This window comes from Acinetobacter pengchengensis (assembly GCF_982235305.1).
The window spans coordinates 1,522,876-1,538,205 of record NZ_CEVATJ010000001.1 but is presented as its reverse complement, the minus strand read 5'-3'; the positions used below and the strand labels follow the sequence as shown (position 1 = coordinate 1,538,205).

Below are 15,330 nucleotides of genomic sequence, written 5' to 3'. Positions count from 1 at the left end.
TTTTTAGACATAGGCAAAGTGTTTTAGAAGCGCTTTGCCTGCTTCTTGAAAAAAATAAAAAAAGGAACTGAACATGACCTTAGAAACAACAAAATCAGCAGTTCAGCGTTGGCATACAATGCTGCAAAACAGCGATATGTCTATGCTAAGTGAATTATTGGCAAATGATGTGGTGTTTCGCTCACCTGTGGCATATCAACCTTATGTGGGCAAGCAGGTGGTATTTTTTATTTTGACCAATGTAATTCAGGTCTTTGAAAACTTTACTTATCACCGTGAGTTTTATACGGAAGAGGGTTGCAATGTTGTACTTGAGTTTTCCGCCAATGTGGGAGATAAAAAACTTAAAGGAATTGATATGATTCAATTCAATACACAAGGACAAATTGTGGACTTTGAAGTGATGATTCGCCCGAAGAGTAGTTTAGAGGCATTGGCTGTACAAATGGGACAACGTATGGCTGCCTTTATGCCAACTGAAAAATAAAATAAAGCGTGTGTATGGTGATGTGGTTGTTTTATAGAAATCAGTTTTGGGTAGGCATGCTTTAAAGTTCATGGATTGCTTGGGAGTAAAATGATGTCTACATTACAAAAAATAGCGCAAATTACACAAGCGGTTTTAGATCAGGTCACAGGCGCAGATTTACCGACGCTGTATTATCACCCGCATGGGGAAATCCGTCGGGTATTGGATTATTTGCCACAGCTCAAAGAAAAATACCGCCCAACGCCGTGGTTGTCTAATACGCATGCGCATCTTTTATATTTTGATTTAATTAAAAAGAAAACCATTCGTCAGCAGTATGATCAGGTTGATCAACTCACCATGCAAGATGGCGGTATTACCGCAGTGGCTTGGGTGGGTTATGACTTGCCTGCAGATACCCCTACAATTGTTTTAATGCACACCATTACAGGTTCTTTGGAAAGTATGCGTGAGTTGGTGCGTGATTTACATCAACAGACACAGTGGCGTATTGCCTTATGTTTACGTCGTGGACATGGCAATTTACCTATGCCTGTACCACAAATGAATCTGTTTGGTTCAACGCATGATTTACGTGAACAAATTAAGTTTATTCAGCAGCAATTCCCTCAATCTGAATTATATGCTGTTGGTTCTTCAGCAGGGACAGGATTATTAGTGCGCTATTTGGGAGAAGAGGGTGAGCAAACCCCAATTAAAGCCGCATTTGCACTGTGCCCAGGCTATAACACTGAATTAGGCTTTCAGCATGTGCATCCTTTTTATAGTAAAGTGATGACCAAAAAATTATTCCAGTTTTTTATTCAGCCCCATCAGGACATTTGGCAAAATGTAAAATCTTTATCCCAAGTGTTAAGTGCGACCACTCTAGCAGAGTTTGAAAAGGCATATTTTGAATTGGCGGGTTTTGAAGATTATGACAGCTACACAAAAGCTATTAACCCAATTTATGTGTTTGAGAATGTCAAAATTCCACTTATGGTTTTAAATGCAGAAGATGATCCTGTATGTCATATCAAAAACCTTGATCCTTATAAAGAAACCATACGAAAAATGCCAAATATTATGGTGGTGACGACCCGTAAAGGCAGCCATTGTGGTTTTTATGAAGGTGTCGGCTTTACTAAATCTTGGGCATCACGTTTGATTTCTAATTATTTTAAAGTGCAATCGCAGTTGCAGCAGGCAAATTAAAGTGAATCCCACAAACCTATATAGAAATATAGAAATAGGTAGCTGTATTGCAGATGTATTTACGAATTATCCCACTGACGATTTATCCAAATTAAAAAACCCAGTACTCAATGACTGGGTTTTTTAACGTCAATTCAAATCCAAGATCAGAACTGACCGGTTAAAACTGACTTTAACTTAAAGCTAAGTTTTATGTCAGCACTTAGTTCTCAAGTGCTGGGGTTGCAGCAGCAATTGCAGCCGCAACAGCATCATCTTCAGATTGAGCGCCTGTGTTGTTGCTTGGACGTGCTTGAGTCGGTTTATCTTCTGCAATAGGAGCTGCCGCTTTCGGTGCAGTCACAGCAGTAGGTTGTGTAGGTGTTTCACGACGGATGTCAGTCGTGGTGTTCGCTGTTTCAGTACGTTCTACTTCTACATGTGCAGGCATTTCTGGTTCAGTATCTTCAATATTTTCCACAGGTTCTAGTGGTTCAAATTGAGCAGTTTCAGTAGTTTGTTCAGTTTGAACTTCTACTTGTTCTTGCTCATCTTGCTTTGGCTGTTCTTTTTTTACACATGCAGTCACTAACAACGCCGTTGCAATTGCACCACAAATTAAAAGTTTCTTATTCATAATTGCACAAAATAAAAGATTGGATAGACGGACGTATTATAGCAATAAAATGACAGATGAAAATCCTCTCAAGAAGTTCTAATTTTTTATAGGAAATGCTGGTAGAATAGCCAATTGTTTATTGTTCTATGAATTGATGCGGAATGACTTTGCTTTATTGGTGCAGAGTAAAGTAAAATTGCGCAACATTGCAGGCCTGTTTAGGCTCGATTGTACGAGAAACCCAATGACCCATTTTATTTTCGTGACTGGTGGTGTAGTTTCATCACTAGGTAAAGGTATTTCAGCTGCTTCAGTTGCTGCACTTTTAGAAGCCCGTGGTTTGAAAGTAACCATGGTCAAAATGGATCCATACATTAATGTCGATCCAGGGACAATGAGTCCTTTCCAACATGGTGAAGTTTTTGTCACAGAGGATGGTGCCGAAACTGACTTAGATTTGGGTTATTACGAACGTTTCTTGCGTCGTGCGAAAATGACCAAGTTAAATAACTTTACATCTGGTCGCGTGTATCAAGACGTTCTAAATAAAGAGCGCCGTGGTGATTACTTGGGCGGTACTGTTCAGGTGATTCCACACATTACCGATAATATTAAAGAACGTGTACTTCGCGCTGGCGAAGGCTATGATGTCGCAATCGTAGAAATTGGCGGTACAGTAGGTGACATTGAATCTCTCCCATTCATGGAATCTGTACGCCAATTAATGGTGGAATTAGGGCATAAGCGCACCATGCTCATGCACTTAACTTTATTGCCATATATCAAATCTGCGGCAGAGTTAAAAACCAAGCCAACTCAACACTCAGTTAAAGAATTGTTATCTATCGGTATTCAGCCAGATATTCTCATCTGCCGTACCGAACACGATGTTGATGCAGACACAACCCGTAAAATTGCGTTATTTACCAACGTAGAAGCACGCGCGGTTGTGGTATGTAAAGATGCAAAAACTATCTACCAAATTCCACGTACATTTTATGAGCAAGATGTTGATGATTTAATTTGTGAACGTTTTGGCTTCAATGATCTTCCAGAAGCAGATTTATCTGATTGGGATAACGTAGTCGATGCATTATTGAACCCAGAATACAGCGTTCGTGTGGCGATGGTGGGTAAATATGTTGAACTACCAGATGCCTATAAATCTGTAAACGAAGCATTGTTGCATGCGGGCATTCAAAACCGTGTCAAAGTTGAAATTGACTATGTCAATGCAGAAGAGCTTGAAAGCCAAGACGTTAATACCGTACTTAAAGATGCCGATGCAATTTTAGTACCGGGCGGCTTTGGTGAGCGCGGTACTGAAGGCAAAATGCAAGCGATTAAATATGCGCGTGAAAACGGTGTACCATTCTTAGGAATCTGTTTGGGTATGCAGTTGGCTGTGATTGAATATGCACGTAATGTGGCAGGTATTGCTGATGCAAGTTCAACAGAGTTTAACCGTTCGACTAAATCACCCCTTATTGGTTTGATTACTGAGTGGTTAGATGAGCGAGGCGAAGTTCAACAGCGTTCAGTCGATTCTGACTTGGGCGGCACTATGCGTTTAGGTGCACAAAAATCTGAATTGGTTGAAGGTACGAAAACTCGTGAAGTGTATGGTTCTGCAGAAATTGTAGAGCGCCATCGCCATCGCTATGAAATGAATAATCGTTATATTCCTGTACTTGAAGAAGCTGGTCTTAAAATTTCGGGTTATTCACCTATTCAGCACTTGGTTGAAACGGTTGAAATTCCGCAACATCCTTGGTTTATTGCGGTACAATTCCACCCAGAATTTACCAGCTCGCCACGTGATGGACATCCATTGTTTGCTAGCTTTATTGGTGCAGCAAAACAACAGCATCAAAAAAACAAATAAGATGGCTTTAGGGATAAACTAGGAAGTTGAAATGTCACAATTAAAACCACAAGAAATTGTACGTTTGGGTGATATACAAATGGCGAATCATTTGCCATTTGTATTGTTTGGCGGCATGAATGTACTTGAGTCTAAAGACCTTGCATTTGAAATTGCTGAAACTTATGTGGATATTTGCACACGCTTAAATATTCCGTATGTATTCAAAGCCAGTTTTGACAAAGCCAACCGTTCTAGCCTGAACTCATTTCGTGGTCCAGGTTTAGACAAAGGCATTGAGTGGCTAGCTGACATTAAAAAACATTTTAATGTGCCAATCATTACCGATGTGCATGAGCCGTATCAGGCTGCGCCTGTGGCAGAAGTCGCAGATATTATTCAGCTTCCTGCATTTTTAAGCCGCCAAACCGATTTGGTTGAAGCCATGGCAAAAACTCAAGCTATTATCAATATCAAAAAAGCCCAGTTCCTGGCTCCACATGAAATGCGTCATATTTTGCATAAGTGTTTAGAAGCAGGGAATGACAAATTGATTCTTTGTGAACGTGGTTCAGCATTTGGTTACAACAACTTGGTTGTCGATATGCTGGGCTTTGACATCATGAAAGAAATGAATGTACCCGTGTTCTTTGATGTGACCCATGCTTTGCAAACTCCGGGTGGTCGTGCGGATTCGGCAGGTGGTCGTCGTGCACAAATTACCACATTGGCACGTGCAGGTATGGCAACTGGGTTGGCAGGTTTATTTCTAGAAGCACATCCTGAACCAGAGCAGGCAAAGTGTGATGGTCCATGTGCGTTGCGTCTATCACAACTTGAGCCGTTCTTGGCACAGCTTAAAGAATTGGATACCTTGGTAAAAGGTTTCAAAAAGCTAGACACCCACTAAATTAGACCCATATTAAATTATAGACTCATTGATGCCTAAAGCATCACGTTATTAATCAACTGAGGAATTGTTCATGAGCCAAATCGTTGACATTCGTGCACGTGAAATTTTGGACTCTCGTGGTAACCCAACCATCGAAGCAGACGTAATCTTAGCATCTGGCGTAGTTGGCCGTGCATGTGCACCATCAGGTGCTTCAACTGGTTCTCGTGAAGCTCTAGAACTTCGTGATGGCGATAAAGCACGTTATTTAGGTAAAGGCGTTAAAACTGCGGTAAACAACGTCAATACTTTAATTCGTGATGCTTTACTTGGTAAGTCTGTGTTTGAACAAAAAGACATTGATAACACCATGATTGCGCTTGATGGTACCGAAAACAAAGAAAAATTAGGTGCAAACGCAACCTTAGCAGTGTCTTTGGCTGCTGCGCGCGCTGCTGCTGATGAAAAGAAAATTCCTCTTTTCCAATACATCGCAGACCTTCGTAACAACAGCATTTTGACTATGCCTGTACCGATGATGAACATCTTAAATGGTGGTTCACATGCAGACAACAACGTTGATATTCAAGAGTTTATGATTGAGCCAGTAGGCTTCACTTCATTCTCTGAAGCATTACGTGCTGGTGCAGAAATTTTCCACTCATTAAAATCTGTATTGAACCAAAAAGGTTTGAACACAGCAGTGGGTGACGAAGGTGGTTTTGCGCCAAACTTACGTTCTAACGAAGAAGCAATCACAGTTATTCTTGAAGCTATTGAGAAGACAGGCTACAAAGCTGGTTCTGACATCATGTTGGCGCTTGACTGTGCATCTTCAGAATTCTACAAAAATGGTCAGTACATTCTTGCTGGTGAAGGCAACAAAGCATTCACAAGTAACCAATTCTCTGATTATTTAGCAGGCCTTGTAAATCAATATCCAATTATCTCAATTGAAGATGGTTTAGATGAATCTGATTGGGAAGGTTGGTCTTACCTGACTTCGATCTTAGGTGACAAGATTCAATTGGTCGGTGATGACTTGTTCGTGACTAACCCGAAAATCTTACAACGTGGTATCAATGAAAAAGTGGGTAACTCAATCCTGATCAAGTACAACCAAATTGGTACTTTGACTGAAACGCTTGATGCTATTTACCTTGCAAAAGCGAATGGTTACACAACTGTTATTTCACACCGTTCAGGTGAAACTGAAGACTCTACAATTGCGGATCTTGCAGTGGGTACGGCAGCAGGTCAAATCAAGACAGGTTCACTTTGCCGTTCTGACCGTGTAGCAAAATATAACCAATTACTTCGTATAGAAGAATTGACTAATGCTGCATATCGCGGTAAAGCTGAGTTCAAAGGTTTGAACTAAGCGAAATCAGTAGATGTCATTATTAAATGTATTTGACTCCAAAGCGAGTAAAGCATTGTTGGGCCTTGCGATCTTTTTGATCGCAGGGTTTCAATATTTACACTGGTTTGGTGAAGGTGGTTATCGTGACCATGCTGCACTGACAGAAAAAATCCAACAACAAATAGAATTAAATACAGAACTGAAGGAACGCAATCGCGTACTTGCAGCAGAAGTTTATGATTTAAAAAATGGGGTAGAAGCCATAGAAGAGCATGCCCGTTTAGATTTAGGCTTAATTAAGCCACATGAAACCTTTGTGCAAATGAGCACCATCAGTACACAATATAAACCTATTTATATTCAACCAAATTCCACAGTAGATTTACGCACCAATGAATCACAACAACCTGCAGCAGCAACCGCCCCGACACCCTAAACTTTGGGCGGTTATTCCCGCAGCGGGTTCTGGTAGTCGTTTTTCTAGTACTGAACTCAAACAATATCAGTATATTCAAGATCAAACAGTTTTAGAGCACAGCATTGCACGTTTAAATCATTTGCCTTTAGCAGGTTATGTCTTGGCGATTGGTCAAGCAGATGATGTAGCACAAAACCTAAACTTGGCACAAAAAGAAAAAGCATTTTTTTGTGAAGGTGGCGCCGAGCGAGTGGATTCAGTCTTGAATGCACTGCATTATTTATCTGAAATTGCCCATGTAGATGACTGGGTTATGGTGCATGATGCAGCGCGTCCTTGTGTGACAACTGCTTGCCTTGAGCAACTGTATCAGACTGCAGTGGCAACAGATCATAGTGCAATTTTGGCTATTCCTGTGCGTGATACTTTAAAAAAGGTAAGTCAAGGCACAAAAATTAAAACCACGGTAAGCCGTGACCAACTTTGGCAAGCGCAAACTCCTCAAATTGCAAAACTGGATGTGCTTAAAACAGCCATTGAATCTGCATTAAAACAGCAATTGACGATTACCGATGAGGCCAGTGCTTTAGAAGCTGCAGGGCAAATAGTAAATGTTGTGCACGGTCGTTCGGATAATATTAAAATCACCTATCCTGATGATTTAGAGTTGGCACGTTTAATTTTAGCCTCACAACAACATGGATGATAAAAATCTAGTGTAATAAAGCACAGCGTTAAGCTTGAATCTTCAACGATTCAGCTTTAATGATTCACTCTGTGCCGCTTTACTTCTATAATTGTCCATCCTGTCTATTTTAAATACTTTCGAGTCGCATGAACCCATCGCAGCAGTATCGTTTTTTACGTCACTCATTACGTGATGGTAGAAGCATTAAAAATGATTCCTCACGCTGGACTAAATTACATTTAGATCCATGGTTGCTGTGTTTTCTGATTTTGAATGCGATTTTGGGTTTGATGGTGGTATATAGTGCCACCGCGCAAGATATGGGGATGGTGCTGCGACAAGCCACCAGTTTTGGTCTAGGCTTTATCGCTATGATTATTTTGGCGCAAATACCGCCGAAGGTATATCAAGCTGCCAGTCCTTATTTTTATATCTTTGCAGTGATCATGCTGGCTTTGGTTCTGGTCATTGGTGAAACCCGCATGGGTGCAAAACGATGGATCAGCTTGCCGGGTATTGGTAGTATGCAGCCCAGTGAATTTATGAAATTTGCCATGCCATTGATGATGGCGTGGTATTTTTCGCGTCATGCTTTCCCGCCTAAATTTATCCATATCATTGTTGCTTTAGTGATTATGATGATTCCTTTTGTATTGGTGGCATTACAACCCGACTTAAATATTGGTTTGATTATTCCTGGGGTGTTTGCACTATTTTTAAGTGGCATGTCATGGCGATTAATTTTAGGGGCGATCACCGCATTGGCTGTTGCAGCACCATTGCTTTGGATGTTCTTTTTCCAGGAATATCAAAAGAAAAGAGTATTAACCTTATTTGACCCAGAGTCGGATGCTTTGGGGGCAGGGTGGAATATTATTCAATCCAAAATCGCCATTGGTTCAGGCGGCTTTACGGGTAAAGGTTATTTAGAGGGAACACAATCGCATTTGGGCTATCTGCCTGAACATCATACTGACTTTATTATGTCGACCTATGCTGAAGAGTTTGGTTTTATTGGCGTATTTTTACTGTTCAGTTTGTTTGCTGCCATTATTTTACGTTGTTTGATGATTGGGATGAATTCTTTCCATAATTTCGGGCGTTTGTATGCAGGAACGGTTGGTCTGACTTTCTTTTTCTTTGTGTTTCTAAACTCAGGGATGGTGAGTGGCATTTTACCTGTAACAGGTGACCCATTGCCGCTGATGAGTTATGGTGGAACAGCAGTCATTTCCATGTTGGCAAGTATGGGGATTGTCATGTCAATTCATACCCATCGTTAATGTAGAATCCATGTGAAAGATGGTGTGGGTGAGCCTTGCCTATCATTATCTTTTCACTTTTTATAGTTTTAAATAGCCTGAGTAAAATAGGGTATACCCAAAAAATCTCTATAATATCCAATAAATTTTCTTTACCTATTAAGCAATAATTAAAAAAGAATAACTTAGCGGTAACACACAGAGCACCCCCATGACCCATTTAATTTTTATTGCACTTTTCCCTTTGATTGCCTTAATTGCAATGGGTTATCTACTTAAGCAATCACGTATGCTGGATGAGCCATTTTGGAAGGGTGCAGAAAAGTTAAATTACTATATTTTGTTTCCCAGCATGTTGTTTTTAAACCTCGCCACAGCAAATATTGAAGCGAAATCAATCACGCAGATTTTGTTGGTTGTATGTATTGTTGTAGCTTTGGTCAGTTGTCTGTTATATGCCTTGCGTGGCCATTTTAAGACACCCACCGTCCGTTTTGGCGTCTATATGCAAAGCATGGTACGTTTCAATACTTATATCGGTTTGGCTTTAGTCGCAGCATTGTTTCAGGTGCAGGGTATGGCACTGTTTGCGATTATTTTGGTGTTCTGCATCCCAATGGTGAATGTATTATCAGTGCTCGCTTTAAGTGATACCAAAACTGTACAGGCAAAGCAAATCCTGTGGTCATTGATGAAAAATCCATTAATTTTAGGTTGTATTGTTGGTGGTCTATTTAATTTATCGGATTTGACCTTATGGGAAGGTGCAGCGCATTTTATTCGCCAAATGGCATTATGCAGTTTGCCGTTGGGTTTAATGTGTGTGGGCGCTGCATTACAATTTAATGGCTTGCAACGAGATGTGTTTACATTGGCATTAAATGTGTTTGGGCGTTTGTTATTTATGCCTGCTTTGGCATGGCTAATTTGTCTAAGTCTAAATATTCCCGTGCTGGAGTCACAAATTTTAGTCTTGTTTTTTGCGTTACCTACTGCATCGGCAGCGTATGTACTTACACAAGTTTTAGGAGGCGATAGTCGTTTAATGGCAACAATTATTAGTCTACAAACGGTATTTGCTGCATTAACTTTGCCAATTGTGTTGTGGTTACTTATTTAATCTGTCTAATACAATCTATGTTAAGCATTAATCGTATAAACGATAGATACCCGCAAAGCGTTCACAACCTTTTTGTTTGGTTTGAATTTTTAAGATCGCTTTTGAATAATCAAACTCATAACTGCAGTCATGTTCATTGTCGATGATTTTGTTTTTTTGCTCAGGCGTTGTATAAGCTAAAAAGGCGATACTTTGAGTTTCAAGGCGATTATTTGGATTGCGATACGCAATGCCTTCAATTTTAATGCTATTTTTATTGAGCTGATGAATTTGTAAATGTACGGGCTGTGCAGCAAATTGACCATTTTCATATTTTAAATAATGTTGGGACATGCTTTGATTCATAGAAGTGAAAAAATTCAGTTGATCAATTCTGAAATCAAATTGCTGAGTATAACAATTTAAACTTTTGCATTGCTGTAAGCGCTGTATCCACAATTGCTGGGTATCTTCTAATAAGCGGATTGGTGCATCACTCATCAAATAAGCTGTTAAATATTGATCACTTAATTTTCCACGCAATTCTGAGAAATTCTCTGTGCACACCTGTGCTAACTTTTTATTGGATGTAGAGGTACAATCAATCTCTTGTGCATAAGAGAAAGATGAATATAAACAGCCAAATAACAGCAGCGTACTTAAGTTTTTGATAAGATGATTCTCAAATTTCAACAGCATGATCGCTTATACTTTCACTATGTTGCGCTAGGTCTAATATAGCGAAATCGAAAGTATGAATACAAGATTTCAATGATTTATTTCTACAGGAGTTGAACATGGTTGCACAGATTCGTATTGGACAAGGTTTAGATGTTCATGCCTTTGAAGCGGGAGATTTTGTGACGCTTGCAGGTGTTCAAATTCCTCATACACAAGGTTTAAAAGCACACTCAGATGGCGATGTAGTGCTGCATGCACTATGTGATGCATTATTAGGTGCTTTGTCGCTAGGGGATATTGGGCAGCATTTTCCAGATACCGATCCTAATTATAAAGGTGTAGATAGTCGGGTATTGCTTAAACAGGTTTATCAACTCATTTTAGACCGTGGCTACAAACTGAATAACGCTGATATTACTGTGGCGTGCGAACGTCCTAAACTTGCACCACATACGCTAGAAATGCGCCAAAGTGTTGCTGATGTATTGGGGGTAGAGGTCACACAAATTAGTATTAAGGCGACAACTACTGAAAAATTGGGTTTTACTGGTCGTCAGGAAGGTATTTTAGCAACAGCGACGGTATTGATTTCTCATACAAAATAATCGCGTTAGAATTTTATCTTTAGAATCTGCTGAATTAAGAAAGTTCAGCAGATTCTAAAGCTTGTTGTAAATCCTGGGTGGCTTTACGACCTTGCAACTGCAAAGAAACGGCGTGAATTAACCCTGTCCAAGTTTCATTGGGTGTCCATATGTCGTGTAAAAAGTCTTGAGCCGTTGCAATATCCACATCCATAAAATATTGACGATATAAATACATCAAACTACTGACGTGGTTGTTATTGCTGCAATGTACCCAAACCATTTGGCTTTCTAATAAATGATTGACCAAATCGAGCAATAATAAGCATTGATCAGAAGATGGTGTTTCCCATGAAATTGGAAGTTGGATATAGTTCAGTCCAATATCCAGACAAATTTTGTCTTCATGGTTAAGGGCTTCTTCTGCATCACTTTCAACCAAATTAATGACAGTGCCAATACCATATTCTTTAATTTGTTTTAATTCTTCAGCAGTAGGCTGACCTGAAGAAAACAAACGCTCATGAACGAACTGGAAATTTTTAATTTGGCTAAGTTGGGTTTCAATGTCATTCATGCGCGCAGAATTTCCTATGTTACAAATAGAAACGCCATCATGAAGATGGCGTTTTTAAATCTTAACGATTCACTAAAACGTCTTTTAATGCTTCATGCATTTCAAGCAATGATTTTTCAGTAGTATCCCAATCGATACAACCGTCAGTCACAGACTTACCATATTCTAAATCGGATAAGTTTTCAGGAATATCTTGACGACCACCTTTCAGGTGACTTTCGACCATAATTCCAACAATAGACTTATTGCCATCTAAAATTTGCTCAGTGATATTTTTTAATACCAATGGCTGTAAGTAAGGGTCTTTGTTTGAATTAGCATGACTGGTGTCAATCATGATTTTAGTGCTGACTTTGGCTTTGCTCAATGCATTTTCAGCATCTGCAACAGAACCTGCATCGTAGTTAGGCTTACCATTACCACCACGTAAAACCACGTGTGCATATGGGTTACCACTAGTACGAATCACAGAAACCTGACCTTGATCATTCAGACCTAAGAAGCTGTGACCGTGTTTTACCGATTGCATAGCATTGGTTGCAACCGTTAAGCCGCCATCTGTACCATTTTTAAAGCCGACTGGAGAAGAAAGACCAGATGACATTTCACGGTGTGTTTGGCTTTCAGTAGTACGTGCGCCAATTGCAGACCAAGAAATTAAATCTTGATAATACTGTGGAGAGTTTGGATCAAGTGCTTCAGTCGCACATGGCAAACCTTTTTCATTTAACTCAAGTAAAAGTTTACGACCGATACGCAAACCTTTTTCAATGTTAAAAGAGTCATTCATGTCTGGATCGTTAATTAAGCCTTTCCAGCCCACTGTAGTACGTGGTTTTTCAAAATAAACACGCATCACAATGTAAAGAGAATCTTTTACTTTTTCACTTAATACTTTTAAACGATCTGCATATTCGTGCGCAGCAGCAGGGTCGTGAATAGAACATGGACCAATCACAACAAATAGACGCTTGTCTTTACCATCTAAAATATTGCGGATTGTTTCACGACCACGAAGAACGGTTTGATAAGCATTTTCAGTTAAAGGTAACTCAGTTTTTAATTCTGCAGGAGTCACGAGAGGCTGAATACTTTCAATATTCACGTCATCGATGTCTGATTGTGTAAGAGGATTAGACTGTAAAGTATTCATTGCCGTCACTGGTTTGATCATACAAAAGATTGTTTAATAGTCTGAATATAACATGAATTTCACTATATTTTGTTATAAAAAGATGAATACCTCTTTAAAAAATAAGTGATGAATCGGGTAGATAAATTAAACAGTCTGTTTTTGCAAAATCATGTCAGATAAAACATTCATTATTGGCTGGCTTGTGCCTCGGAAACTGCAGTTGCAGTTTCTGGCATACTGACAGGTTTTGATTTCACAGGATTGACCATAAAGTTAATCCCAATAATAAATAAGGTAATACCTAAAACCTTACGAATCACTTTTTCAGGTAAACGTGAACTAACTAAAGTCCCCACCACAATTGCAGGAATCGAACCAACTAACAACCAAATCAACAGGTGAAAATCGACATTGCCTGAACTCATGTGACCTAAACCTGCAACTAGGGTGAGTAAGACAGCATGCACAACATCTGAGCCGATAATACGAATCATTGGTAAATTGGGGAACATTAGCACCAATGCCATGATGCCAAAAGCACCTGCACCCACTGAAGAAAGTGTGACAAACACACCCAATACAATCCCCATAATCACAATGAGGGCGCGCTTATCTGCAGCCTGTAGTTTGACCTTTTCAAGGTCTTGGGTCATATCGGGCAATTCTTGTTTACGGTGTTTATTAAAAAACGTTTCAATTTGACTGCGAAACACAATTGAGATGCCAGTTAAGGTCAACATAAAGCCCAACACCATGGTCAGTACCATTTTGTAATTGCTTGATTGGCTTAAATAATTCTCTAAAACCCAATGAGTCGCAAATGAAGCAGGAATACTGCCCACCGCGAGCCAAATTACAATGGGCCATACAATATTCATTTTTTTGGCATGAACCAATGAACCACAGAATTTTGAAATGGCGGCATAGAGCAGGTCTGTCCCAATGGCGATATGCGGTTCAATTTTAAACAAGCTGATCAGAATGGGAGTCATGAGTGATCCGCCACCTACGCCAGTCACACCCACGCAAAAGCCGACCAATACACCTGCCAAAATAAACTCTAAAGGACCAACCATGAAGATATGCCGAAGTCAAAAAACGTGAATATATTATGACTTTTGAGAATAAGCTGTTGTCTTGATTAATGATTTACTTATTCTTAAAACAGATATAGAAATGTGGAAAATCAGCGTAAAAGATTGCAGATTCAAGCCATGGCTTACTTTCTGTATTCTTACAAAATACAGTGGCTATGCTAAAATGCGAAAATTAATATCCATTAAAATTTAGAGGATAAAACGCTTGCAAAATCGGAAACTTAGAATTGGTATCGTTGTGGGAGAAGTATCGGGAGATACTTTGGGGGCACAACTCATGCGACGTTTTCGTGAGCAAGGCATTGATGCTGAGTTTGAAGGCATTGGTGGTCCGCAAATGATTGCAGAAGGGTTTAAAAGTTATTATTCGATGGATATTTTATCGGTAATGGGCATTGTTGAAGTGCTGAAAGATTTGAAAAAACTCTTTGTAGTACGAGATGGCTTGGTCGAAAAATGGACTCAACATCCTGTCGATGTCTTTGTTGGAGTTGATGCACCTGATTTTAATTTACGTCTTGCTAAAAGTTTAAAACAGAAAAACTTGCCAATTAAAACCGTGCAATATGTTAGTCCTTCGGTATGGGCATGGCGACAAGGTCGCGTACATGGCATTAAAGCCAGTATAGATTTGGTGCTATGTTTATTTCCGTTTGAAAAAGCCTTTTTTAAAAAGTGGGATGTGCCTGCAGCCTTTGTCGGACATCCTTTGGCGAGTCAATTGCCATTGGAAAATCCAATTGCTGCAGCAAAACAAGAATTGGGTCTAGACCAACAGCAACAACATATTGCGTTATTGCCCGGTAGCCGACGTGGTGAAATTGATCGTTTAGGGCCATTAGTTTTAGATGCGGCTTATATTTTGACGCAAAAATATCCGCAGTTTAAGTTTTTAATTCCTGCAATTAATGATGCACGTAAACAACAAATTGAAGCGTTATTACAGTCTTATCCGAGTGCATTACAAGACAAAGTGCAATTGATGGAAAATCGTAGCACAGAATCTAAAATTGGTCGTCAGGTGATGAACGCGTCCGATATTATTGCAGTGGCTTCGGGTACTGCGACGCTAGAAGCGATGTTATTACATCGTCCAATGGTTACGTTTTATAAGCTGAATCGCATCACGTATTGGATTGCGAAACTGTTGGTGAAAATTCCTTATTATTCATTGCCAAATATTATTGCAGGTAAAAAGGTTATTCAGGAATTAATTCAGGATGATGCAACGCCTGAGCGTTTGGCGGCAGAAATTGAAAAGTTAATTGATATCGAAACCGCACAAATTCAGGTGATGCAGCATATCACAATGCATAAGCAATTATTGTCCGATAACAGTGAAGACCCTGCACAAGCAATTTTGGCGATTTTAGATCGTTAAACTGTTT

At 39.6% G+C, this 15,330-nt stretch carries 16 protein-coding genes; 11 read left to right on the top strand and 5 right to left on the bottom strand.

The window, feature by feature from the left end:
- The first annotated feature begins 73 nt into the window (after window positions 1-73).
- Together AC0T5Z_RS07575 and AC0T5Z_RS07570 are read left to right on the top strand one after the other, a co-directional pair.
- Entirely contained in the window at window positions 74-487 is a 414-nt protein-coding gene (locus AC0T5Z_RS07575; protein ID WP_291334179.1) for a nuclear transport factor 2 family protein, read from the top strand.
- 90 nt (window positions 488-577) lie between these two features.
- Complete coding sequence (locus tag AC0T5Z_RS07570; protein ID WP_435336814.1) at window positions 578-1,684, top strand: YheT family hydrolase; 1,107 nt, start codon at window positions 578-580, stop codon at window positions 1,682-1,684.
- A gap of 202 nt (window positions 1,685-1,886) precedes the next feature.
- Here the strand turns inward: AC0T5Z_RS07570 and AC0T5Z_RS07565 are convergent, their stop codons facing one another.
- A complete protein-coding gene (locus AC0T5Z_RS07565) occupies window positions 1,887-2,300 on the bottom strand; it encodes an internalin (RefSeq protein ID WP_291334181.1) in 414 nt (137 codons plus the stop codon).
- A 226-nt stretch (window positions 2,301-2,526) separates the two neighbouring features.
- Here AC0T5Z_RS07565 and AC0T5Z_RS07560 point away from each other — a divergent pair, with 226 nt between their 5' ends.
- The 7 genes from AC0T5Z_RS07560 (at window position 2,527) to AC0T5Z_RS07530 (ending at window position 9,889) form a co-directional block, all read left to right on the top strand.
- A complete protein-coding gene (locus tag AC0T5Z_RS07560) occupies window positions 2,527-4,167 on the top strand; it encodes a CTP synthase (protein ID WP_291334182.1) in 1,641 nt (546 codons plus the stop codon).
- A gap of 31 nt (window positions 4,168-4,198) precedes the next feature.
- On the top strand, window positions 4,199-5,056 hold the full coding sequence (kdsA, locus tag AC0T5Z_RS07555) for a 3-deoxy-8-phosphooctulonate synthase (protein ID WP_291334183.1): 858 nt from the start codon (window positions 4,199-4,201) through the stop codon (window positions 5,054-5,056).
- A 73-nt stretch (window positions 5,057-5,129) separates the two neighbouring features.
- Window positions 5,130-6,419 carry a phosphopyruvate hydratase gene (gene eno, locus AC0T5Z_RS07550; protein ID WP_291334184.1) on the top strand — a complete coding sequence of 430 codons (1,290 nt, stop codon included), beginning with the start codon at window positions 5,130-5,132 and terminating at the stop codon, window positions 6,417-6,419.
- 13 nt (window positions 6,420-6,432) lie between these two features.
- The gene (locus tag AC0T5Z_RS07545; RefSeq protein ID WP_167846043.1) at window positions 6,433-6,837 is read left to right on the top strand and encodes a septum formation initiator family protein; all 405 of its coding nucleotides are present in this window, start codon (window positions 6,433-6,435) and stop codon (window positions 6,835-6,837) included.
- Window positions 6,794-7,525, top strand: coding sequence for a 2-C-methyl-D-erythritol 4-phosphate cytidylyltransferase (ispD, locus tag AC0T5Z_RS07540; RefSeq protein ID WP_291334185.1), 732 nt, complete (start codon window positions 6,794-6,796; stop codon window positions 7,523-7,525). Before AC0T5Z_RS07545 ends, ispD begins: the two co-directional genes overlap by 44 nt.
- A gap of 128 nt (window positions 7,526-7,653) precedes the next feature.
- Entirely contained in the window at window positions 7,654-8,790 is a 1,137-nt protein-coding gene (gene rodA / locus AC0T5Z_RS07535; RefSeq protein ID WP_291334186.1) for a rod shape-determining protein RodA, read from the top strand.
- 190 nt (window positions 8,791-8,980) lie between these two features.
- A complete protein-coding gene (locus AC0T5Z_RS07530; RefSeq protein ID WP_291334187.1) occupies window positions 8,981-9,889 on the top strand; it encodes an AEC family transporter in 909 nt (302 codons plus the stop codon).
- Window positions 9,890-9,916: 27 nt separating this feature from the next.
- Here AC0T5Z_RS07530 and AC0T5Z_RS07525 read toward each other — a convergent pair whose 3' ends face one another.
- Complete coding sequence (locus AC0T5Z_RS07525) at window positions 9,917-10,567, bottom strand: A1S_1983 family putative colistin resistance protein (RefSeq protein WP_435336815.1); 651 nt, start codon at window positions 10,565-10,567, stop codon at window positions 9,917-9,919.
- Between the two features lie 98 nt (window positions 10,568-10,665).
- Between AC0T5Z_RS07525 and ispF the strand changes: the two genes are divergently transcribed.
- Entirely contained in the window at window positions 10,666-11,154 is a 489-nt protein-coding gene (gene ispF / locus AC0T5Z_RS07520; RefSeq protein ID WP_291334189.1) for a 2-C-methyl-D-erythritol 2,4-cyclodiphosphate synthase, read from the top strand.
- Window positions 11,155-11,188: 34 nt separating this feature from the next.
- Here the strand turns inward: ispF and AC0T5Z_RS07515 are convergent, their stop codons facing one another.
- From AC0T5Z_RS07515 to AC0T5Z_RS07505, 3 genes are all read right to left on the bottom strand, one after another.
- Window positions 11,189-11,710, bottom strand: a complete 522-nt coding sequence (locus tag AC0T5Z_RS07515) for a phosphatase domain-containing putative toxin (RefSeq protein WP_435336816.1) — start codon at window positions 11,708-11,710, stop codon at window positions 11,189-11,191.
- 61 nt (window positions 11,711-11,771) lie between these two features.
- Complete coding sequence (locus AC0T5Z_RS07510; RefSeq protein ID WP_435336845.1) at window positions 11,772-12,863, bottom strand: 3-deoxy-7-phosphoheptulonate synthase; 1,092 nt, start codon at window positions 12,861-12,863, stop codon at window positions 11,772-11,774.
- Window positions 12,864-13,033: 170 nt separating this feature from the next.
- Window positions 13,034-13,921: a sulfite exporter TauE/SafE family protein gene (locus tag AC0T5Z_RS07505; protein ID WP_435336817.1), complete on the bottom strand. Its 888-nt coding sequence runs from the start codon at window positions 13,919-13,921 to the stop codon at window positions 13,034-13,036.
- Between the two features lie 226 nt (window positions 13,922-14,147).
- On the opposite strand from AC0T5Z_RS07505, the gene lpxB reads away from it, so the two are divergent.
- The gene (lpxB, locus tag AC0T5Z_RS07500) at window positions 14,148-15,323 is read left to right on the top strand and encodes a lipid-A-disaccharide synthase (protein ID WP_435336818.1); all 1,176 of its coding nucleotides are present in this window, start codon (window positions 14,148-14,150) and stop codon (window positions 15,321-15,323) included.
- Window positions 15,324-15,330: the final 7 nt, after the last annotated feature.